Annotated in this window: 19 protein-coding genes; 13 read left to right on the forward strand and 6 right to left on the reverse strand. The window is 72.0% G+C overall.

Annotated features, from left to right (window positions below; genetic code table 11):
• Nucleotides 1–186 precede the first annotated feature (186 nt).
• The 8 genes from ACZ6TU_RS36455 (at nt 187) to ACZ6TU_RS36490 (ending at nt 8,988) form a co-directional block, all read left to right on the forward strand.
• Nucleotides 187–981, forward strand: coding sequence for a TIGR03084 family metal-binding protein (locus ACZ6TU_RS36455; protein ID WP_467672804.1), 795 nt, complete (start codon nt 187–189; stop codon nt 979–981).
• Entirely contained in the window at nt 978–2,645 is a 1,668-nt protein-coding gene (locus ACZ6TU_RS36460; RefSeq protein WP_469553093.1) for an acyclic terpene utilization AtuA family protein, read from the forward strand. Before ACZ6TU_RS36455 ends, ACZ6TU_RS36460 begins: the two co-directional genes overlap by 4 nt.
• Nucleotides 2,642–4,240, forward strand: coding sequence for an acyl-CoA carboxylase subunit beta (locus tag ACZ6TU_RS36465; RefSeq protein WP_469553095.1), 1,599 nt, complete (start codon nt 2,642–2,644; stop codon nt 4,238–4,240). The genes ACZ6TU_RS36460 and ACZ6TU_RS36465 overlap by 4 nt, the downstream gene beginning before the upstream one ends.
• A gap of 35 nt (nt 4,241–4,275) precedes the next feature.
• On the forward strand, nt 4,276–6,120 hold the full coding sequence (locus ACZ6TU_RS36470; protein ID WP_467672810.1) for an acetyl/propionyl/methylcrotonyl-CoA carboxylase subunit alpha: 1,845 nt from the start codon (nt 4,276–4,278) through the stop codon (nt 6,118–6,120).
• A 68-nt stretch (nt 6,121–6,188) separates the two neighbouring features.
• A complete protein-coding gene (locus ACZ6TU_RS36475; RefSeq protein ID WP_467672812.1) occupies nt 6,189–7,319 on the forward strand; it encodes an acyl-CoA dehydrogenase family protein in 1,131 nt (376 codons plus the stop codon).
• A 25-nt stretch (nt 7,320–7,344) separates the two neighbouring features.
• A complete protein-coding gene (locus ACZ6TU_RS36480; RefSeq protein WP_467673549.1) occupies nt 7,345–7,635 on the forward strand; it encodes a hypothetical protein in 291 nt (96 codons plus the stop codon).
• Complete coding sequence (locus tag ACZ6TU_RS36485) at nt 7,632–8,366, forward strand: enoyl-CoA hydratase family protein (protein ID WP_467672814.1); 735 nt, start codon at nt 7,632–7,634, stop codon at nt 8,364–8,366. Before ACZ6TU_RS36480 ends, ACZ6TU_RS36485 begins: the two co-directional genes overlap by 4 nt.
• 4 nt (nt 8,367–8,370) lie before the next feature.
• The gene (locus tag ACZ6TU_RS36490) at nt 8,371–8,988 is read left to right on the forward strand and encodes a TetR/AcrR family transcriptional regulator (RefSeq protein WP_467672816.1); all 618 of its coding nucleotides are present in this window, start codon (nt 8,371–8,373) and stop codon (nt 8,986–8,988) included.
• On the opposite strand, the gene pdxH is transcribed toward ACZ6TU_RS36490, so the two are convergent.
• Complete coding sequence (pdxH, locus tag ACZ6TU_RS36495; protein WP_469553099.1) at nt 8,985–9,653, reverse strand: pyridoxamine 5'-phosphate oxidase; 669 nt, start codon at nt 9,651–9,653, stop codon at nt 8,985–8,987. The genes ACZ6TU_RS36490 and pdxH overlap by 4 nt on opposite strands.
• A 282-nt stretch (nt 9,654–9,935) precedes the next feature.
• Between pdxH and ACZ6TU_RS36500 the strand changes: the two genes are divergently transcribed.
• Nucleotides 9,936–11,036 (forward strand): citrate synthase 2, encoded by a 1,101-nt coding sequence (locus ACZ6TU_RS36500; RefSeq protein ID WP_467672820.1) that lies wholly within the window; start codon nt 9,936–9,938, stop codon nt 11,034–11,036.
• A gap of 66 nt (nt 11,037–11,102) precedes the next feature.
• Here the strand turns inward: ACZ6TU_RS36500 and ACZ6TU_RS36505 are convergent, their stop codons facing one another.
• Nucleotides 11,103–11,576 (reverse strand): diadenosine tetraphosphate hydrolase, encoded by a 474-nt coding sequence (locus ACZ6TU_RS36505; protein WP_467672822.1) that lies wholly within the window; start codon nt 11,574–11,576, stop codon nt 11,103–11,105.
• 292 nt (nt 11,577–11,868) lie between these two features.
• On the opposite strand from ACZ6TU_RS36505, the gene ACZ6TU_RS36510 reads away from it, so the two are divergent.
• A complete protein-coding gene (locus ACZ6TU_RS36510; RefSeq protein ID WP_467672824.1) occupies nt 11,869–12,282 on the forward strand; it encodes a RidA family protein in 414 nt (137 codons plus the stop codon).
• 166 nt (nt 12,283–12,448) lie between these two features.
• Nucleotides 12,449–13,852 (forward strand): PAS domain-containing protein, encoded by a 1,404-nt coding sequence (locus tag ACZ6TU_RS36515; protein WP_467672826.1) that lies wholly within the window; start codon nt 12,449–12,451, stop codon nt 13,850–13,852.
• A 24-nt stretch (nt 13,853–13,876) separates the two neighbouring features.
• On the opposite strand, the gene ACZ6TU_RS36520 is transcribed toward ACZ6TU_RS36515, so the two are convergent.
• Nucleotides 13,877–14,632 (reverse strand): SIS domain-containing protein, encoded by a 756-nt coding sequence (locus ACZ6TU_RS36520; RefSeq protein ID WP_467672828.1) that lies wholly within the window; start codon nt 14,630–14,632, stop codon nt 13,877–13,879.
• 277 nt (nt 14,633–14,909) lie between these two features.
• On the opposite strand from ACZ6TU_RS36520, the gene ACZ6TU_RS36525 reads away from it, so the two are divergent.
• Together ACZ6TU_RS36525 and ACZ6TU_RS36530 are read left to right on the forward strand one after the other, a co-directional pair.
• Entirely contained in the window at nt 14,910–15,602 is a 693-nt protein-coding gene (locus ACZ6TU_RS36525; protein ID WP_010035781.1) for a metal-dependent transcriptional regulator, read from the forward strand.
• A 657-nt stretch (nt 15,603–16,259) separates the two neighbouring features.
• Nucleotides 16,260–17,147 carry an alpha/beta fold hydrolase gene (locus ACZ6TU_RS36530; RefSeq protein ID WP_467672830.1) on the forward strand — a complete coding sequence of 296 codons (888 nt, stop codon included), beginning with the start codon at nt 16,260–16,262 and terminating at the stop codon, nt 17,145–17,147.
• 10 nt (nt 17,148–17,157) lie between these two features.
• On the opposite strand, the gene ACZ6TU_RS36535 is transcribed toward ACZ6TU_RS36530, so the two are convergent.
• From ACZ6TU_RS36535 to ACZ6TU_RS36545, 3 genes are all read right to left on the reverse strand, one after another.
• Complete coding sequence (locus ACZ6TU_RS36535) at nt 17,158–18,750, reverse strand: transporter (protein WP_467672832.1); 1,593 nt, start codon at nt 18,748–18,750, stop codon at nt 17,158–17,160.
• Complete coding sequence (locus ACZ6TU_RS36540) at nt 18,747–19,538, reverse strand: ABC transporter ATP-binding protein (protein WP_338780226.1); 792 nt, start codon at nt 19,536–19,538, stop codon at nt 18,747–18,749. Before ACZ6TU_RS36540 ends, ACZ6TU_RS36535 begins: the two co-directional genes overlap by 4 nt.
• Before the next feature lie 105 nt (nt 19,539–19,643).
• Nucleotides 19,644–20,306, reverse strand: coding sequence for a bifunctional DNA primase/polymerase (locus ACZ6TU_RS36545; protein WP_467672835.1), 663 nt, complete (start codon nt 20,304–20,306; stop codon nt 19,644–19,646).
• Nucleotides 20,307–20,500: the final 194 nt, after the last annotated feature.

Genomic DNA, 20,500 nt, shown 5'->3' on the forward strand with positions numbered 1-20,500 from the left:
CGACAGGTAGGCCCGGAAAGGGCGGGGTGGGGCTGCACGCCGCGCCGGTCTACGGCGGCTGCCCGCCCGGTTCCGGTCGCCCCCCGCATTTTCATGCAAGCACGCTTGATTGTTTCTGGCCTCGCTGCCATGCTCCTCAGCACGCCGCACCACCCCGCACACCGCCGTGCCCCGAGGGGAGCGCCCGTGTCCGATCCGACGTCCGTGATCAACGACCTGCGCGAGGAGAGCGAGGAACTCGACCGCCTCGTGGCCGGGTTGAGCACGCCGCGCTGGACGCTCGCCACGCCGGCACCCGGCTGGACCGTCGCCCACCAGATCGCCCACCTCGCCTGGACGGACCGTTCGGCCCTGCTCGCCGTCACGGACGCCGACGGCTTCCGCGCCCTGGTCGAGAAGGCCCTCGCCGCACCGGGCTCCTTCGTCGACGAGGGCGCCGAGGAGGACGCCGGACTCCCGCCCGCCGACCTGCTCGCGCGGTGGCGCGACGGCCGTACGGCGCTGGAGGAGGCGCTGCGGGCCGCCCCGCCCAAGGCGCGCTTCCCCTGGTACGGCCCACCCATGTCGGCGGCCTCCATGGCGACGGCCCGCCTTATGGAGACCTGGGCCCATGGGCAGGATGTGGCTGACGCACTCGGTGTGGTGCGCCCACCCACCGACCGGCTGCGGCATGTGGCCTGGCTCGGGGTACGGACCCGGGACTTCGCCTACGGTGTGCACGGGCTGACTCCGCCTGCCGAGCCCTTCCGCGTCGAACTCGACGCGCCCTCCGGCGACGTGTGGGCGTACGGGCCCGAGGACGCCCCGCAACGCGTCACCGGGCCCGCCCTCGACTTCTGCCTCCTGGTCACCCGGCGCGCCCACCGCACCGACCTCGCCCTGCGCGCCGACGGCCCCGACGCCGACCGCTGGCTGGACATCGCCCAGGCCTTCGCGGGCCCGCCGGGCAGCGGCCGCTCCCCGAAAGGGGCCGCACCGTGACCCTCCGCATCGGCAACGCCTCCGGCTTCTACGGCGACCGCTTCGACGCCATGCGCGAGATGCTCACCGGCGGCGACCTGGACGTCCTCACCGGCGACTACCTCGCCGAGCTCACGATGCTCATCCTGGGGCGCGACCGGCTGAAGGACCCGGCCGCCGGGTATGCCCGCACCTTTCTGCGGCAGTTGGAGGACTGCCTGGGGCTCGCCCACGAGCGTGGCGTGAAGATCGTCACCAACGCCGGCGGGCTCAACCCGGGCGGACTCGCCGATGCCGTACGGGCGCTGGCCGACCGGCTCGGCGTCCCCGTACGCGTCGCACATGTCGAGGGCGACGACCTCACCGCCGCCCACCCCCACAGCCTCGCCGCCCACGCCTACCTCGGCGGCTTCGGGATCGCGGCCTGCCTGCGGGCGGGCGCCGACGTCGTCGTCACCGGGCGGGTGACGGACGCGGCACTCGTCACCGGGCCGGCCGTCGCCCACTTCGGGTGGGGGGAGACGGACCACGACCGGCTCGCGGGGGCCGTCGTCGCCGGGCATGTGCTGGAGTGCGGGGCGCAGGCCACCGGCGGCAACTACGCCTTCTTCCGGGACGGCGACGTCCGCCGGCCCGGCTTCCCGCTCGCCGAGCTCCACGAGGACGGCAGTTGCGTCATCACCAAGCACCCCGGCACCGGCGGCTTCGTCGACGTCGGCACGGTCACCGCCCAGTTGCTGTACGAGACGGCCGGCGCCCGGTACGCGGGGCCGGACGTCACCGCCCGGCTCGACACCGTGCGGCTCGGGCAGGACGGGCCCGACCGGGTGCGGATCGAGGGCGTGCGCGGTCAGGCCCCGCCGCCCACCCTCAAGGTCGGGCTCAACCGGCTCGGCGGCTTCCGCAACGAGGTCGTCTTCGTGCTCACCGGCCTCGACGTCGAGGCCAAGGCCGCCCTGGTGCGGGAGCAGCTGGAACCCGCCCTCGGCAAGGCCGCCGACGTGCGCTGGGAGCTGGTCCGCACCGACCGGCCCGACGCCCCGAGCGAGGAGACGGCGAGCGCGCTGCTGCGGCTCGTCGTGCGGGACCCCGACCAGGAGGTCGTCGGGCGGGCCCTGAGCGGGGCGGCCGTGGAGCTGGCGCTCGCCAGTTACCCCGGCTTCCATGTGCTTGCGCCACCCGGAAAGGGCTCGCCCTATGGGGTCTTCGAGGATGTGTACGTCCCCCATGGGGCCGTCGACCATGTGGCCGTCCTCCATGACGGGCGCCGGGTCCCCGTGCCACCGGCCCACGACACCGCCGTGCTCGACGAGGTGCCGGAGCCGCCCCTGCCGGAGCCGCTGCCGCCCGGGCCCACCCGGCACGCCCCCCTCGGGCTCGTCGCGGGCGCCCGCAGCGGCGACAAGGGCGGCGACGCCAACGTCGGGGTGTGGGCCCGCACGGATGAGGCCTGGCGCTGGCTCGCGCACGAGCTGACGGCCGACCGGTTCCGGGAGTTGATCCCCGAGAGCCGGCCGCTGAAGGTCACCCGGCACGTCCTGCCCGATCTCCGCGCCCTCAACTTCGTCGTCGAAGGGCTCCTCGGCGCGGGCGTCGCCGACCGGCACCGCTTCGACCCTCAGGCCAAGGCCCTCGGCGAATGGCTGCGCTCCCGCCACCTGGACATACCGGAGGCCCTCCTGTGACCGTCCTGACCTCCGCGCTCGACCCGAGCAGCCCCGAGCACCGGGCCAACCGCGAGACCATGCTCGCCAGGCTCACCGAACTCGACGCCGAGCACGCCAAGGCCCTCGCGGGCGGCGGTGAGAAGTACGTCGAGCGGCACCGGCGACGCGGCAAACTCCTCGCCCGCGAACGCATCGAGCTGCTCCTCGACCCCGACACGCCCTTCCTGGAGCTGTCCCCGCTGGCCGCCTGGGGCAGCGACCACACCGTCGGCGCCTCCCTCGTCACCGGCATCGGTGTCGTCGAGGGAGTGGAATGCCTGATCACCGCCAACGACCCGACCGTGCGCGGGGGAGCGAGCAACCCCTGGTCGCTGAAGAAGGCCCTGCGCGCGAACGACATCGCCCTCGCCAACCGGCTGCCCTGCATCAGCCTGGTCGAGTCCGGGGGCGCCGACCTGCCGTCCCAGAAGGAGATCTTCATCCCCGGGGGCGCCATCTTCCGGGACCTGACCCGGCTGTCCGCCGCCGGGATCCCCACCCTCGCGGTCGTCTTCGGCAACTCCACCGCCGGGGGCGCCTACATCCCCGGCATGTCCGACCACGTGATCATGGTCAAGGAGCGGGCCAAGGTGTTCCTCGGCGGTCCGCCGCTGGTGAAGATGGCCACGGGGGAGGAGAGCGACGACGAGTCCCTGGGCGGTGCCGAAATGCACGCGCGCGTGTCGGGCCTCGCCGACCACTTCGCCGTCGACGAGCACGACGCGCTCCGGCAGGCCCGCCGCGTGGTCGCCCGCCTCAACCACCGCAAGGCGCACGGCGATCCCGGCCCGGCCGAGCCCCCCGCGTACGACGCCGACGAACTCCTCGGCATCGTCCCCGGCGACCTGAAGAGCCCGTTCGACCCTCGCGAGGTCATCGCCCGCATCGTCGACGCCTCCGACTTCGACGAGTTCAAGCCGCTGTACGGGACGAGCCTGACCACCGGCTGGGCCACGCTCCACGGCTATCCGGTCGGCATCCTGGCCAACGCCCAAGGGGTCCTCTTCAGCGACGAGTCCCAGAAGGCCGCCCAGTTCATCCAGCTCGCCAACCAGCGCGACATCCCGCTGCTCTTCCTGCACAACACCACCGGCTACATGGTCGGCAGGGAGTACGAGCAGGGCGGCATCATCAAGCACGGCGCGATGATGATCAACGCGGTCAGCAACAGCCGCGTCCCGCACCTCTCCGTCCTCATGGGCGCCTCCTACGGCGCCGGCCACTACGGCATGTGCGGCCGGGCCTACGACCCGCGCTTCCTCTTCGCGTGGCCCAGCGCCAAGTCGGCCGTGATGGGTCCGCAGCAGCTCGCGGGTGTGCTGTCGATCGTCGCCCGCCAGTCGGCGGCCGCGAAGGGGCAGCCGTACGACGAGGAGGCGGATGCCGCTCTGCGCGCCATGGTGGAGCAGCAGATCGAGTCCGAGTCGCTGCCGATGTTCCTGTCCGGGCGGCTGTACGACGACGGCGTCATCGACCCACGCGACACCCGCACCGTCCTCGGCCTCTGCCTCTCCGCCATCCACACCGCCCCTTACGAGGGCGCGCGCGGCGGCTTCGGCGTCTTCCGGATGTGAGGGAACCAGTGACCGATGCTGTGAGGGGCCCTTCAGTGATCACTTCTGTGCTCGTCGCCAACCGGGGCGAGATCGCGTGCCGTGTCTTCCGCACCTGTCGCGAACTGGGCATCCGCACGGTCGCCGTGCACTCGGACGCCGACGGGCACGCCCTCCACGCGCGCATGGCCGACACGGCCGTACGGCTTCCGGGGGCCGCGCCCGCCGACACCTATCTGCGCGGCGACCTCATCGTGAAGGCCGCCGTCGCCTCCGGCGCGGACGCCGTGCACCCCGGCTACGGCTTCCTCTCCGAGAACGCCGGCTTCGCCCGGGCCGTCCTGGACGCCGGCCTGCTCTGGATCGGCCCGCCCCCGGCCGCCATCGAGGCGATGGCGTCCAAGACCCGCGCCAAGCGGCTCATGGGACTGAAGCCCCTCACCGACGTCACCGAGGCCGACCTCCCGGTCCTGGTGAAGGCTGCAGCGGGCGGCGGCGGCCGCGGCATGCGCGTCGTACGGCACCTCGCGGACCTGGACGCCGAACTGGCCGCCGCCCGCGCCGAAGCGGCGAGTGCCTTCGGCGACGGCGAGGTCTTCGTCGAGCCGTACGTGGAGAACGGCCGCCACGTCGAGGTGCAGATCCTCGCCGACACCCACGGCACCGTCTGGCCGCTCGGCACCCGCGACTGCTCCCTCCAGCGCCGCCACCAGAAGGTCGTCGAGGAGGCTCCCGCGCCCGGGCTCTCCGGGGAACTCCAGGAGGAGGTGAGCGCCCTCGCCGTACGGGCCGCCCGAGCCGTCGACTACGTGGGCGCCGGTACGGTCGAGTTCCTCGTCGCCGACGGCAGGGCCCACTTCCTGGAGATGAACACCCGCCTCCAGGTCGAACACCCCGTGACGGAAGCCGTCTTCGGACTCGACCTGGTCGCCGAACAGATCCGCGTCGCCGAGGGCCACCCCCTCGAAAACACCCCGCCACACGCGCGTGGCCACGCCGTGGAGGCCCGCCTCTACGCCGAGGACCCGTCCCGCGACTGGTCACCCCAGACCGGCCACCTGCACCGCCTGTCCGTACCGGAAGGCATCCGCCTCGACACCGGCTACACCGACGGCGACGACATCGGCGTCCACTACGACCCCATGCTCGCCAAGGCCGTGGCGCACGCCCCCACGCGGACGGAGGCCGTCCGCAAGCTCGCCTCCGCCCTGGAACGGGCCGTGATCCACGGCCCCGTCACCAACCGCGACCTCCTGGTCCGCTCCCTGCGCCACCCGGAGTTCACCGCGGCCCGCATGGACACCGGCTTCTACGACCGCCACCTGCCGGACCTGACCGAGCCGTCCCCCGACCCGCACGCCCCCCTGGCAGCCGCCCTCGCCGACGCCCAGGGCCGCTCCCGCTTCGGCGGCTGGCGCAACGTCCCCTCACAGCCGCAGACCAAGCGGTACGCGATGGCGGGGCAGGAGCACGAGGTCCGCTACCGGCACACGCGCACGGGCCTGGAGGCGGACGGCGTACGGGTGGTACACGCCGCCGCGCACCTCGTGGTCCTCGAAGTGGACGGCGTACAGCGCAAGTTCCGGGTGGCGACCTACGGCGACCGGATCCACGTGAACAACACCACCCTGACGGCGTTGCCCCGCTTCCCCGACCCGACGACCCAGCACGCCCCCGGCTCCCTCCTGGCCCCCATGCCGGGCACGGTCGTCCGAGTGGCCGAGGGTCTGACGGCAGGCACGCCCGTAAAGGCGGGAGCCCCCCTCCTCTGGCTGGAGGCGATGAAGATGCAGCACAAAATCACGGCACCAACCACGGGAACGCTGAGTGAGTTGTGCGTCGTACCCGGACAACAGGTAGAGCCGGGGGCGCTCCTGGCGGTGGTGACGGCGGCCCTTTAGGGGCGCGGGGCTGTATCAATGTGCGGCTACCGCCGCGCGAGCGCGACCAGCCACGACGAAGGAGTCACATGCCCACGGTCGAAACCGACGAGCACAAGGCCCTCCGATCGGCCGTCGCCGCACTCGGCAAGCGCCACGGCCGCGCCTACGACCGCGAAGCACTTTGGTCCGAGGCGGCCAAGCTCGGCTACCTCGGCGTCAACCTGCCGGAGGCATACGGCGGCGGAGGCGGCGGCATCTCCGAACTCTCCATCGTCCTCGAAGAACTCGGCGCAGCGGGCTGCCCCCTCCTCATGCTGGTCGTCTCACCGGCCATCTGCGGCACGGTAATAGCCCGATTCGGAACGGACGCCCAGAAACAACACTGGCTCCCCGCCCTGGCCGACGGCTCCCGCCTCATGGCCTTCGGCATCACCGAACCGGACGCCGGCTCCAACAGCCACCGCATCACCACCACGGCACGAAAAGACGGCTCCGACTGGATCCTCACCGGCCGCAAGGTCTTCATCTCCGGTGTCGACATCGCGGACGCGACCCTCATCGTCGGCCGCACCGAGGACGCCCGCACCGGCCGCCTCAAGCCCTGCCTGTTCATCGTCCCGCGCGAGGCACCCGGCTTCACCCGGCACCCCATCGACATGGAGCTCGACGCCGCCGAGAAGCAGTTCGAGCTGACGCTGGACGAGGTACGGCTGCCCGCCGACGCACTCGTCGGCGACGAGGACGCAGGGCTCCTCCAGCTCTTCGCCGGCCTCAACCCCGAACGCATCATGACGGCCGCCTTCGCGATCGGCATGGGCCGCTACGCCCTGGCGAAGGCCGTCGGGTACGCCCGCGACCGACAGGTCTGGAACACCCCCATCGGCGCCCACCAGGCCATCGCCCACCCCCTGGCCCAGGCGCACATCGACCTCGAACTCGCGCGCCTGATGATGCAGAAGGCGGCCGAGCTGTACGACGCGGGCGACGACATGGGGGCCGGCGAGGCCGCCAACATGGCCAAGTACGCGGCGGGGGAGGCCTGCGTGAAGGCCGTGGACCAGGCCGTGCACACCCTCGGCGGCAACGGCCTCACCCGCGAGTTCGGTCTTGCCTCGCTGATAACGGCCGCGCGCGTGGCTCGTATCGCCCCGGTCAGCCGGGAGATGATTCTCAACTACGTATCCCACCAGACCCTGGGCCTGCCCAAGTCGTACTGAGACGGACCGCGCGCGAGGAGGAACCATGTTCACCGTCTCACCGCTGCTGGACATCGCGCGCCGGGCCGCCGAACTCGCGGGCGGCGTACGCGAGATCTTCGTGTGCGACAGCGCGACCGGCGATCCGGCGGTCAGCCCCGGAGCGCCACGTCGACCGTCACCCGAGGGCCTCGACCTCACCGAGGGAGAGGGCATGACGCAGGTCGCCGAGCGCGTGGCCCCCGACAAGCGGATCCGGCACGTCACCTTCATCGACGGCGTCCCCCGGGCGGCCTCCGGCAAGATCCTCCGCCGACAGCTCAGGGAGCGCCCATGACCCTGGTCAGCCGGGCACGCGCACGTGCCGTCGAAACCCTCACCCTCGACTCACCCCACAACCGCAACGCCCTGTCTGCGGCCCTCGTCGGCGAACTGGCCGGCGCGCTCACGGACGCCGGCCAGGACACCGACGTCCGCGCGGTCGTCCTCACCCACACGGGCAACACCTTCAGCGCGGGTGCCGACCTCCGTGACCCCCCGCCCCCGGAAGCGCTGGTCGGCCTGCTGCGGCAGATCGTCGAACTGCCCAAGCCGGTCGTCGCCCGCGTCACCGGCCACGTCCGCGCGGGCGGCCTCGGCCTGCTGGCCGCCTGCGACATCGCGGCCGCCTCCACCGAGGCCACCTTCGCCTTCACGGAGGTACGCATCGGCGTCGCCCCCGCGGTCATCTCCCTGCCGCTGCTCCCGCGCACGGACCCGCGCGCGCTGGCCCGCCACTACCTCACCGGCGAACGGTTCGACGCGGCGGAGGCAGCCCGCACGGGCCTGCTCACCACCCACGCCGACGACGTGGACACGGCACTGGCCCCCATCCTGGACGGCCTGCGCAGATCCGCCCCCGAGGCCCTGGCCGAGACGAAACGGCTGCTCACGGCTAGGGTGCTGGAAGCCTTCGACAGGAACGCGGCGGGCCTGACCGCGCTCTCGGCCCGGCTGTTCTCCTCCCCGCAGGCCCGTGAGGGGATGACGGCCTTCCTCGAACGACGGGATCCGGCATGGGTGGTGTGAGGACATGGGCGGTGTGAGCACGGTCGACCGCGCGGAGAGAGTCCCCAAGCAGGACCGCAGCCGGGCCACCCGGAAGCGGCTCCTGGAAGCCGCCGTGGCCTGCCTCGCCGAACACGGCTGGGCAGGGTCCACCGTCTCCGTCGTCGCCGAACGCGCCGGCGTCTCCCGCGGCGCCGCCCAGCACCACTTCCCGACCCGCGAGGACCTCTTCACGGCGGCCGTCGAATACGTCGCCGAGGAACGCTCCACGGCCCTGCGGGCCCTGTTCCCCGAGGGTGCGTCCGGAGACCGCCACGCGGTCGTCGAGGCCCTGGTCGACCTCTACACCGGGCCGTTGTTCCGCGCGGCCCTCCACCTCTGGGTCGCCGCCTCCAACGAGGACCAGCTCCGCCCCCGCGTCACCGAACTCGAATCCCGCGTGGGCCGCGAGACCCACCGCATAGCCGTCGACCTCCTGGCCGCCGACGAATCCGTCCCCGGCGTCCGCGAAACCGTCCAGGGCCTCCTCGACATGGCCCGCGGCCTGGGCCTCGCCAACCTCCTCACGGACGACGCGGCGCGCCGGGAACGGGTGGTCGAGCAGTGGGCGGGGCTGCTGGAGGAGGCGCTGGGCAGCCGTTAGGGGCTGAGCCGCTCCACGCGCCAGCTCCCGTCGGCCCGCTCCACGTACCGCAACCGGTCGTGCAGCCGGTTCTCGCGGCCCTGCCAGAACTCCACGGTCTGCGGGGCGACCCGGAAACCGCCCCAGTTCGGCGGCACGGGTACCTGCTCGCCCTCGGGATAGCGGGCGGCCAGTTCGGCGTACGACCCGTCGATGTCGGCGCGGGTGGCGATCACCGAGGACTGCGCACTGGCCCACGCGCCGAGCTGGGAGCCGTGCGGACGGGTGCGGAAGTACGCCGCCGTCTCGTCCCGCCCGGTACGCCGTGCGACCCCGGTCACGATGACCTGCCGGGCCATCGGATGCCAGGGGAACAGCAGCGAGACGTACGGGTTCTCCGCCAGGTCACGGGCCTTGCGGGAGTCGTAGTTCGTGTAGAAGACGAAGCCCTGCTCGTCGAAGTGCTTCAGCAGCACCGTGCGGGCGCTGGGCCGCCCCTCGGCGTCGGCCGTCGAGACGATCATGGCGTTCGGCTCGAACAGCCCGCCGTCCGTCGCGGCCTGTTTGAACCAGCGCGCGAACTGCTCGACGGGGGTGGCGGCCAGCTCGGTCTCGGAGAGGCCCTCGGCCCGGTACTGCTTGCGCATCGAGGCCAGGTCGAAGGGGACGGCGTCGCGGTCGGTCACCCGGTCATCTTGCCGTATGGACGGTGTCCTTCGTCACTGCCTGGCACTGAGTGCCGCGAACCCTCCCCAACGGTGGCACTCGGGGATATCGTTTCCGTGCCGTTCCGGTTGGGTGACCGCCAGCCGCACGGGGCATCACAGGGGAGACCGGCCAGGACCGCGAGTCGCCGCACATGACCGTGGATCCACTGGACGGCCGCCCGCTTCGCAAGCTGACTGACACATGGTTCTTTCGCTCACCCCACAACACCATCTGTCGCTTACATCACGAGGAGCCGCCTGATGTCCGACTTCGTACCCGGGCTCGAGGGAGTCGTCGCGTTCGAGACGGAGATCGCCGAACCGGATAAGGAGGGCGGCGCACTCCGGTACCGGGGCGTCGACATCGAGGACCTGGTCGGGCACGTCTCCTTCGGCAACGTCTGGGGCCTGCTCGTCGACGGTGCCTTCAACCCGGGCCTGCCTCCCGCCGAGCCGTTCCCCATCCCCGTCCACTCCGGCGACATCCGCGTCGACGTCCAGTCGGCCCTGGCCATGCTCGCGCCCGTGTGGGGCCTGAAACCCCTGCTGGACATCGACGCCGAGCAGGCCCGCGCGGACCTGGCCCGGGCGGCCGTCATGGCTCTGTCCTACGTCGCCCAGTCGGCCCGCGGCCAAGGCCTGCCGATGGTCCCGCAGCGTGAGATCGACAAGGCCCACTCCGTCGTCGAGCGCTTCATGATCCGCTGGCGCGGCGAGCCGGACCCCAAGCACGTGGCGGCGGTGGACGCGTACTGGACGAGCGCCGCGGAACACGGCATGAACGCGTCCACGTTCACGGCGAGGGTCATCGCGTCGACCGGCGCGGACGTCGCGGCCGCGCTCTCCGGCGCGGTGGGCGCGATGTCCGGCCCGCTCCACGGCGGCGCCCCCTCCCGCGTCCTGCACATGATCGAGGAGATCGAGCGCACGGGCGACGCAGAGGCCTACGTCAAGCAGACCCTCGACAAGGGCGAACGCCTCATGGGCTTCGGCCACCGCGTCTACCGCGCCGAGGACCCGAGGGCGAGGGTCCTCCGCCGCACGGCCCGCGAACTCGGAGCCCCCCGCTTCGAGGTCGCCGAGGCCCTGGAAAAGGCGGCCCTGGCGGAACTCCACGCCCGCCGCCCCGACCGGGTCCTGGCCACCAACGTCGAGTTCTGGGCAGCCATCGTCCTGGACTTCGCCGAGGTCCCGGCCCACATGTTCACCTCCATGTTCACCTGCGCCCGCACGGCCGGCTGGTCGGCCCACATCCTCGAACAGAAGCGCACGGGCCGCCTGGTCCGCCCCTCGGCCCGCTACACGGGCCCCGGCTCCCGCGACCCCCGCGAGATCGAGGGCTACGAGGGCATCGCCCACTGATCCAAAGCACCTCACGGCCGCCGCGCGGAGCGACTCCGGCTCCGCGCGGCGGCCGTCCGTACGTTTTCACCCGCCGAGCCGGTCCAGCTCCTCACCGATCGCCTCCCGCAACGGGGCATGCCGTGCCCCGAGCGCATACCGCTCCTCGCTCCACATCTCCCGCGGATAGAGCCACACGGGCAGCCGCACGAGATCCTCGGGCTCCCAGTCGTACCGCGGCCACACATGCGCGTGCAGGAATCCGTCGGCGTTCCCGAGAATCTCCAGATTCACCCGCCGAAACCCCGACTCCACCCGCCGACAGGCCCGCTCGACGGCTTCCCCCAGCCGCTCCATGTCCCCCAGAAACGCCAGCCGCCTGCCCCGCGGCAGGTCCGACAGCCGCTCCACCGCGGGATCATCAGTCAGCAACACCGAGTAGCCAGGCAGAAACTGCACATCGCCGATCACCGCGAACCCGGCGTCCAGCCTCCGCATCACGGCCGGATTCTCGCCCCGCAGAGCGCTGCCGATCCGATCGTCGCGCCACTCGCCCACCACCGCCCCCTCCCGAAAACGCAGACGACCCGCGAGCCTGGTCCTCCAAAGGAGGAGCCGGCCGGACGTACCGGCGACTCGCGGGTCGGGTGACTGCTGGAGATTGGGCCGGCTGCACGTTTCGCTCGCGTGCTGGTCCGGCACCGCACTGTGTGTGGTGTCGGGCCGCTAGCCCGCAGCCACCTCACGCGTCCGGTATTCATACATCTGCCGAACCACCTCCTCTCTCGTGTACCGGAAACCCTAGGAAACCGTCCGCCCTCGGAGCAACCGTTTTTCTGAGACCTTGACCCCCATGAAGCAGCGACAGGCGATTCTCAGCGGTTCGGTGTTCGAGGAGCGGATCGGGTACGCCCGGGCCGTGGTGGACGGGGACTGGGTGCATGTGTCGGGCACGACCGGGTTCGACTACTCGGACATGACGATCTCCGGCGATGTCGTGGAGCAGGCCGAGCAGTGTCTGCGGAACATAGGGGCGGCGCTGGAGAAGGCGGGGTGTTCGTTCGCGGACGTCGTGCGGGTGCGGTACCTGCTTCCGGAGCGGGAGGACTTCGAACCGTGCTGGCCGGTGCTGCGGAAGTGCTTCGGTGAGGTGCGGCCGGCCGCGACGATGTTGGTGTGCGGCCTTGCGGATCCCCGGATGAAGATCGAGATCGAGGTGTACGCGCGGCGCGGGAGTGGTACTGGGGCCTTGTCGTTGATCGACTGAGTCCGCGGCAGGGCGCCCTCCGGGCGTTGACGTGGGGATCGCCGCCGTACAACGATTCCTTCAATGTTGCGGGAACCCGGTGTGCGCTGGGTCACGTTCCAGTTGAATGATTGCAAGGAGCGAACCGACGTGCCGTACGTGCGGACGCAGCCTGCAGGGGGTCCAGGTGAGTGCTTCCCGGCGTAGTGGGACCACCGACGAGCTGGGGCCGAACGAGCCCGAGCCCGAGCGGGACGGCTCGGATGGTTCGGATCTGCTTGCCGCGCTGCTGGACGGTATGGACGCGGCGCTGTGCGCCTTCGACGCCGACGGGGTCGTGACGCACTGGAACCGCGAGGCCGAGCGGATTCTGGGGTGGGGCGCGGACGAGGCCGTGGGGCGGCGGGGCCTTGCAGGGTGGGCCGTGCGCAGCGCGGACGCCGAGGAGGTCGAGGGGCGGCTGCTGTCCGCCATGCACGCGCCGGGCCGCCAGGTGCACGAGTTCGCGCTGCTGACGAAGGACGGCGGGCGGGTGCTCGTACGGACGCAGTCGGCGGCCGTGCGGGGTCCGGACGGAAAGCCCGCGGGTGTGTACTGCGCCTTCAGCGAGGTGCACGCGCAGATCGATCTGGAGCGGTCGATCGCCTTGAGCGAGGCGCTGTTCGAGGACGCCAGCTGGGGTGTCGTGCTCGTGGACGTCGACCTGCGGCCCGCCGTGGTGAACGCGCACGCGGCCCGGGCGCTGGGCACGGGGCGTACGTCCGTGCTCGGGCGTCCGCTCGGGGAGCTGCTCTCGCAGGGCGTGGAGGAGCTGGAGAGCGCGCTTCAGCATGTGCTGGCGGAGGGCGCGCCGCCCGCGCCCGCCGAGGTGTGGGTGACGGTGCGTACGTCCGAGGGGGAGCGGCGGCGGTGCTGGCGCAGCGGTTTCCTGCGGCTGGCCTCGCCGCTCGCCGAGGAACCGGTTCCGCTGGGCGTGGGCTGGCTGTTCCAGGACGTGACGGAGGCCAAGCAGGCCGAGCAGGAGGCGTCGCTGCTGCGGTTCCGTATGCAGCAGCTGCACCGGGCGTCGCGGGCCGCCGCCGAGTGCGAGGCCCCGGCGGAGGCCGCGACGATCCACCTGGACTTCGCCCTGGCCGGTTTCGCCGACCACGCGCTGATCGACCGGGTGGCCGGCGGCGCGCTCACCGACACGGAGACCGAGGGGCCGGTACGGCTGGTGCGGGTCGCCGCGACGCCCTCCGGCGCGCCGGGGCCGAGCAAGCTCGCCGACCGCGCGGGCCTGCCCGTGCGGTACGCCGAGGGGCATCCGGCCCTGCAGTGCGTGGAGCGGGTCGGCGCGCTGCGGGCGAGCGCGGGCGCCGTCTCGCCCGAGCAGGCCCGGGAGTGGGCCCTGGCCCGCCAGTGGCCGCCGGACGCCGTGCACGCCCTGTGCGCGGTGCTGCGCAGCCGGGGGCGGACACTGGGTGTCGTGACGTTCCTGAGGGGCGCGGGGCGCAGCGCCTTCGAGCGGTCCGACGCGATGTACGCGGAGGACGTGGCGGTCCGGATCGCCGGGGCGCTGGATCTCGCGGGGTTGTCGGACGAGGCGTGAGGGCGTGCCGACGCCCATCTGGCCTCAGTGCCGGTAGAAGATCCGGTCCCGGTACCGCTCCATCACCCGCCCGTTCCAGTCGTGGCCCCCGTCGACGTTCCCGGAGCGCAGGAGCGGGGGTTCGACGCCGCGGTCGGCGAGCGTGGCGGCCGTCGCCGCCATGACGGCCTGGAGGAGGGCCGAGGTGACGACCGTGGAGGCGGGGGCGAAGGGGGCGGGCACGTTGTCGAGGGTGAGTTCCGCGTCGCCGACCGCGATCTTCGAGTCGAGGACGAGATCGCAGTGGTCCTTGAGGTACGTCCCCGAGGCGTGCCGGGACTTCGTCTCCGAGGCGTACGCCACCGAGGTCACGCCGATGACCTTGACGCCCAGGGCGCGCGCGTTCATGGCCATCTCCACGGGAAGGGCGTTGCGCCCCGAGAGGGAGATGATCAGCAGGGCGTCGCCCTCGCGGAGCGGGGAACTGTCCAGGACGGCGCCGGCGAGGCCGTCGAGGCGTTCCAGGGCGGAGCCGAGCGGCGCGGGCATGACGTCGACGCCGACGACACCCGGCACGGCGAGCAGGTTCATCAGGGCGAGACCGCCGGCGCGGTAGACGAGGTCCTGCGCGGCGAGGGAGGAGTGCCCGGCGCCGAAGGCGAAGAGGCGGCCGCCGCTCTCGACGGTGTCGGCGAGGAGCGTCCCGGCCGCCGCGATGCCGGCGGCCTCCTCGTCGCGGACCCGCCGCAGCAGACCGATCGCGGCGTCGAGGAACTGGCCGGCCGGCGCACGGTCACTCATCGGGAGTCCCTTCAGGCTGGCCCAGGGCGAGTGTCGCGCATCACGGTGCGGTCTGGACCAGTGTGGTGTCAATACGGACGTGAAAAGCTCGGCAGGGCGGTGAGAGCGCTCCGTACGGCTGTGAAAGGCTCTGTTGTACCCCTCCGCGGGCTCGGGTAATCCCCGCTTTCCCTCCTGCGGCACGGTTGTCGGTGGTATCCGGCAGAATTGGGTGCAGGGCCAGCGCACACGCCGGTGAGCCGTCCAGCCTCCGGCAGATCTCATTCGAGGGGCACGTATGTCCGGACTGATCGACACCACGGAGATGTATCTCCGCACCATCCTCGAGCTGGAGGAAGAGGGTGTGGTCCCCATGCGCGCCCGTATCGCCGAGCGGCTGGACCAGAGCGGCCCGACGGTCAGCCAGACCGTGGCGCGGATGGAGCGCGACGGTCTGGTGTCCGTCGCCAGCGACCGGCACCTGGAGCTCACCGACGAGGGCCGCCGTCTCGCCACGCGCGTGATGCGCAAGCACCGCCTCGCCGAGTGTCTGCTCGTCGACGTGATCGGTCTGGAGTGGGAGCAGGTCCACGCCGAGGCGTGCCGCTGGGAGCACGTGATGAGCGAGGCCGTGGAGCGCCGCGTTCTGGAGCTGCTGCGGCACCCGACGGAGTCGCCGTACGGCAACCCGATCCCGGGTCTGGAGGAGCTCGGCGAGAAGGACGGCGCCGACCCGTTCCTGGACGAGGGCATGGTGTCGCTGGCGAGTCTGGACCCGGGCGCCGAGGGCAAGACGGTCGTGGTGCGCCGTATCGGCGAGCCGATCCAGACGGACGCGCAGCTGATGTACACGCTGCGGCGGGCGGGGGTGCAGCCCGGCTCGGTGGTGAGCGTGACGGAGTCGGCGGGCGGTGTGCTGGTCGGCAGCGGTGGCGAGGCGGCCGAGCTGGAGTCGGACGTCGCCTCCCACGTGTTCGTCGCCAAGCCCTGAGCCTGGCCACGAACCCGGTCCGGAGCCCGGCCCCGAGCCCGGTCCGAGCCGATCGGTCGCCGGCCGGTCCCGGGGTGGTCGCCAACTTCCGTTGCCGGTGGGGCGGTTGTGGCGATGGCGTGATCCCGTCGAATCCGGTATTCAGTCCGTCGAATGGCAGCGCTCGCTCGCTTCCCGTGCGACGCTGTCGCGTGAGGCATATGACCTGAGGGCTCTTGGCCGCGGCCCGACAGCGTTGTCGCCCGGCCGGGGAAGGGGCGGAAGGATGTGCCGTGGAGATGCGGAGAGCCCCGGCGCCGTGTGGCGCCGGGGCCTGTCCTCCCCTGTGTTGACCCGGAGCCCCGAGCTCTCAGGGTCATTCCCCTCGGACCGGTTTCCCCGAGCGGTCCGCCTCCCGCTGAAGATCTCCCCTCGGTGGAGGCGATCAATCCTTGCGGGCGGTCACTCGAACGAGGGGTGTTGCCCGCGAGAACGGCCTCCTCGAATAGCCATTCGATAACCTGCGGGTGACGAACCAACCGGAATGCGCGCTACAGGGATGTGCACTCCGACAGGAACCACAAGGAACGGCAACAGGCACAGCGACAGAACACGGTTCACAGGACCGACCGGCCCGAGACGGCCACGGTCCGCGCGAAGCTTGGGGGGTGCCAGGGCATGGCGCGACGCATCGACGTGACCGGGACGGGCGGCGTACGCCTCGCGGCCTGGGAGTTCGGCGACCCGCCCAAGACCGATCCGGCCGGATCCGATCCGGCGCGGGACGTGCCGGACGGCTCCCCGGGCGTGCTGTTACTCCACGGCCTCATGGGCCGCGCCTCACACTGGGCGTCCACCGCCCGCTGGCTCTCCGGCCGGTACCGGGCGGTCGCCCTCGACCAGCGTGGCCACGGCCGTAGCGACAAGCCCCCGCAGGGCTCCTTCACACGTGACGCCTACGTCGACGACGCCGAAGCCGCTCTCGAACAGCTCGGCCTCGCTCCGGTCGTCCTCATCGGCCACGCCATGGGCGCGCTGACCGCCTGGCAGCTCGCCGCCAAGCGCCCCGATCTGGTCCGTGGCCTGATCATCTGCGACATGCGGGCCTCCGCGCTCGGCGCCGCCTCGCAGCGCGAGTGGGACCAGTGGTTCAAGTCCTGGCCGCTGCCGTTCGCCACGCTCGCCGACGTCCGCAAGTGGTTCGGCGAGGACGACCCGTGGGTGGAGCGGCCCAACCCGGCCCGCGGCGAGTTCTACGCCGAGGTGATGGCCGAGTCCCCGGACGGCTGGCGTCCGGTCTTCGACCCGGAGCAGATGCTCCGCTCCCGCGAGACCTGGGTGTACGACGCGCACTGGGAGGAGCTGGCCCAGGTCCGGTGCCCGGCCCTGGTGGTGCGCGGCCTCGACGGCGAGCTGGGCCGGGCCGAGGCCCAGGAGATGGTCCGCGTCCTGCCCCGCGGCCAGTACGCGGAGGTCGCCGACGCCGGCCACCTGGTCCACTACGACCAGCCGGAGGCCTGGCGCGCGGCGATCGAACCGTTCCTGGACGCCCTCGGGACCGACTGACGCCCCGCGGTCACCCCTTGCTGACCGCCGTGAGGATCTCCGGCAACCGCCGGGCCGTCCGTGGAGCGGCCAGCCGCAGTCCCACCGCCGCGAGCACCGCTCCGTACCCCGTTCCCACCGGCAGCAGCAGCCACGTCCAGTCGTCGCCCTCGGCGCTCACGTTCAGCCAGATCGTGAGCGCGATGACGGGCGCGCACAGCACGGCGGCGGCCATCATCCCGCCGAAGATGGAGATCCAGGCGAGCCCGGTCTGCCCGGGGGCGACGTTCTTGTAGCCCTCCTGCGGGATGGAGTAGGGGAAGCGGGCGGACGTCCACGCCCCGGTCGCGAGCATCGCGCCGAGCAGCGCGAAGGACAGCCCCAGCGCCTCGGGCAGCCGCCGCCAGTCGCCGAGCATGGCGGTCGTCACCACGGTCACGAGCGTGGCGTACGGCAGGGTGATCAGCAGCAGGGCCAGCGCGCGGGCGCGCAGTTCGACATAGGCGTCGCGGGTCGACGAGATCGTCATCGCGACCATCCAGAACGCCGAGGTGTCCTGCCCGAACTGGTTGTACATCTGGATGCCGAGCATCCCGGCGGCGAAGCAGGCGAAGTACACGGACCCGGTGCCCTGCCAGGCGTTGAACACCGGCACGATCAGCCCGATGGCCAGTGATGTCACCCAGGCCGCCTTGGTCTTGGGGTCGCGCCACACGTACCGCAGGCTGCGCTCCATGACCGTGCCCGTACGGCCCGGGGGCAGCAGCCGCCCCAGCCCGGTCGACGTCCGCTCGCGGGCGGCCGACTCGGCGGCCGGCAGCGTCGACCCGTCGGGCGAGGTCATCAGCCGGGTCAGGTGCCGTGACCACACGGCGAGCAGCGCGGCCAGCGCGCCGGCGGTCAGCGCCAGTTGCGCGGCGGCGAGACCGTACGACCCCTCGCTCACCGCGTGCACGGCCCCGATGGCCGACGCGGGCGGCACCCACTGGAGCACGTCCGCCGCCGGGTCGAGTTCGCCCAGCCCGGACGCCCCGAGCCGCTGCGCGCCGAAGTTGACGACCTGCGCCCCGATCGCGATGACCAGTCCGCTCAGGACCGCGAGGTCCCGCCCCTTGCGGCTGGTCAGCAGTCGTACGTTGGCGGCGGCGACGGCCCGCGCGAGAGCCACGCACACCAGCAGAGCCAGGGCGACGGCGACGGCCCCCACCGCGAACGCCGCCCCGCCCCGGGCCACCGCCACCACGGAACCGATCAGCAGGCACAGAGTGAACAGCGGCCCGATGCCGACCAGCGACGCCATGAGCAGGGCCCGCACCAGCGGCCGGGGCCGCAGCGGCAGCATCACCAGCCGGGTCGGGTCGAGGGTCTCGTCACCGCTGGGGAAGAACAGCGGCATCACCGCCCAGCCGAGCCCCAGAACCGCCGCCGCCAGCACGACCAGCGACTCGACGTGCGCGTGCCCGCGCAGCGCGATCAGGCCGATCAGTTGCAGTGCGGCGAACAACAGAGCACACACGGCCGACGCGATGTAGGCGGCCTTCCGCCCGCCGGACTGCCGCAGCCCGTTGCGCAGCAGCGACAGCTTCAGCCGTACGAAGACCGGTGTGATCGTGGAGTCGCTCACCGGGACCCGCCGCCCAGCCAGTCGAGATCGGACCCGGCGTCCCGGCTCTGCGCCCCGACGAGTTCGAGGAACGCCCGTTGCAACGAGGGCGCGTCGCCGCGCACTTCCGCCAGCGTCCCGTGCGCACGGATCCGCCCGGCGGCCATGACGGCCACCCAGTCGCACAGCGACTCGACGAGCTCCATGACGTGGGAAGAGAACACGACCGTGGCGCCCGAGGCGGTGTACCGCTCCAGGACGCCCCGGATGGTCTGGGCGGAGACGGGATCGACGCCCTCGAACGGCTCGTCCAGGAACAGCACTTCGGGATTGTGGAGGAGAGCCGCGGCGAGCCCGATCTTCTTGCGCATGCCGGTCGAGTAGTCGACGACGAGCTTGTGCTGCGCCCCCGCCAGATCGAGGACGTCGAGGAGCTGCGTGGCCCGCTTGTCGACCTCGGCACCGGGCAGTCCGCGCAACCGCCCGGTGTACGCCAGCAGTTCCCGCCCCGACAGCCGCTCGAACAGCCGCAGCCCCTCCGGCAGCACCCCGATCCGCGCCTTCACCTCGACGGGGTCCCGCCACACGTCGTGCCCGACCACCTCGACGGTCCCGTGGTCGGGCCTGAGCAGCCCGGTCACCATCGACAACGTGGTGGTCTTCCCGGCCCCGTTCGGCCCGACCAGCCCGATGAACTTGCCCGCGGGCAACTCCAGATCGACCCCGGCAACAGCGACCTGCTGCCCGAACCGCTTCCAGAGCCCCTGTACACGCACAGCGCTGGATCCCACCGCATCTCCCTCCGTCACCTTGAACCCTACGGTGGCGTTCTTCAGGGGCGCGGGGAACTGCGCGATCAACCACGGACAACCCGCAGCCGCCACACAACGGCAACCGGGCAGACGAACGGGCGCCTAGCGATCCCTGCCGCACGCATAAGCCAACGGCGAGATCAACTCCTCCGCATCCGGCAACCACCGATTCGCAGGCGTAGGCCGGCAGGCCCACTGCACAGCCCCCCGAGACCCGAACCGCGTGGGCGGCGCAGCCACGTACGCGCCCTCACCCAGCACCGTCAGATCCAGCGACGACAACGACCACCCCAGCTTGCGCACCAGGTCAGGCACCTTCACCGACGCCCCCGGCAGCACGAAGAACTCCATCCGCCGATCCGGCGTGAGCGTCACCGGCCCCAGCGTCAGCTCCATCCGCTCCATCCGCGCCAGCGCGAGAAACCCGGCGGTCTCCGGCACGGAAACCGCGTCGAACGTACGCCCCGTCGGCAGCAGGATCGACGCCGTCGGCTGTTTCTGCCACATCCGCCGCGCGACGGTCGCACTGCCCGTCGCCTGCGACTCCCAGTCCGGGCGCGCCGGGTGCGATCCCGGGGCCGGACACGCGGCGTCACCGCAGGAGCAGCGCTGAGCGCCGTCGGCGGCTTCCAGCCAGGTGCCGGGGAACACGTCCCAGTGGCGCTCCTCGGCGTAGCGGACAGCGGTCTCCAGCAGCGATTCCCCGCGCTGCTTCGGGATCTGAGCGGCTTCGGTGCCGGCGATCGTCTCTTCCACGATGAACACAACTCTGGTCGTCACCAGGGGTTACGCCCGCCCGCGTGCGCGGGGAGGAGCATCGCCCCTGGGGCCGGGGCGCATGGGTGCATGTGCGGGGGCGCGCAGGAGGAACCGTGGCCGGGGCTGGGTAGCCACGAGTGGGGCCGGCAGCAGCCGTTACCCCGGCAATCCTCACATGCCTCGCATTTTCGCCTGGTCGG

The organism is Streptomyces sp. NPDC052064, assembly GCF_055585925.1.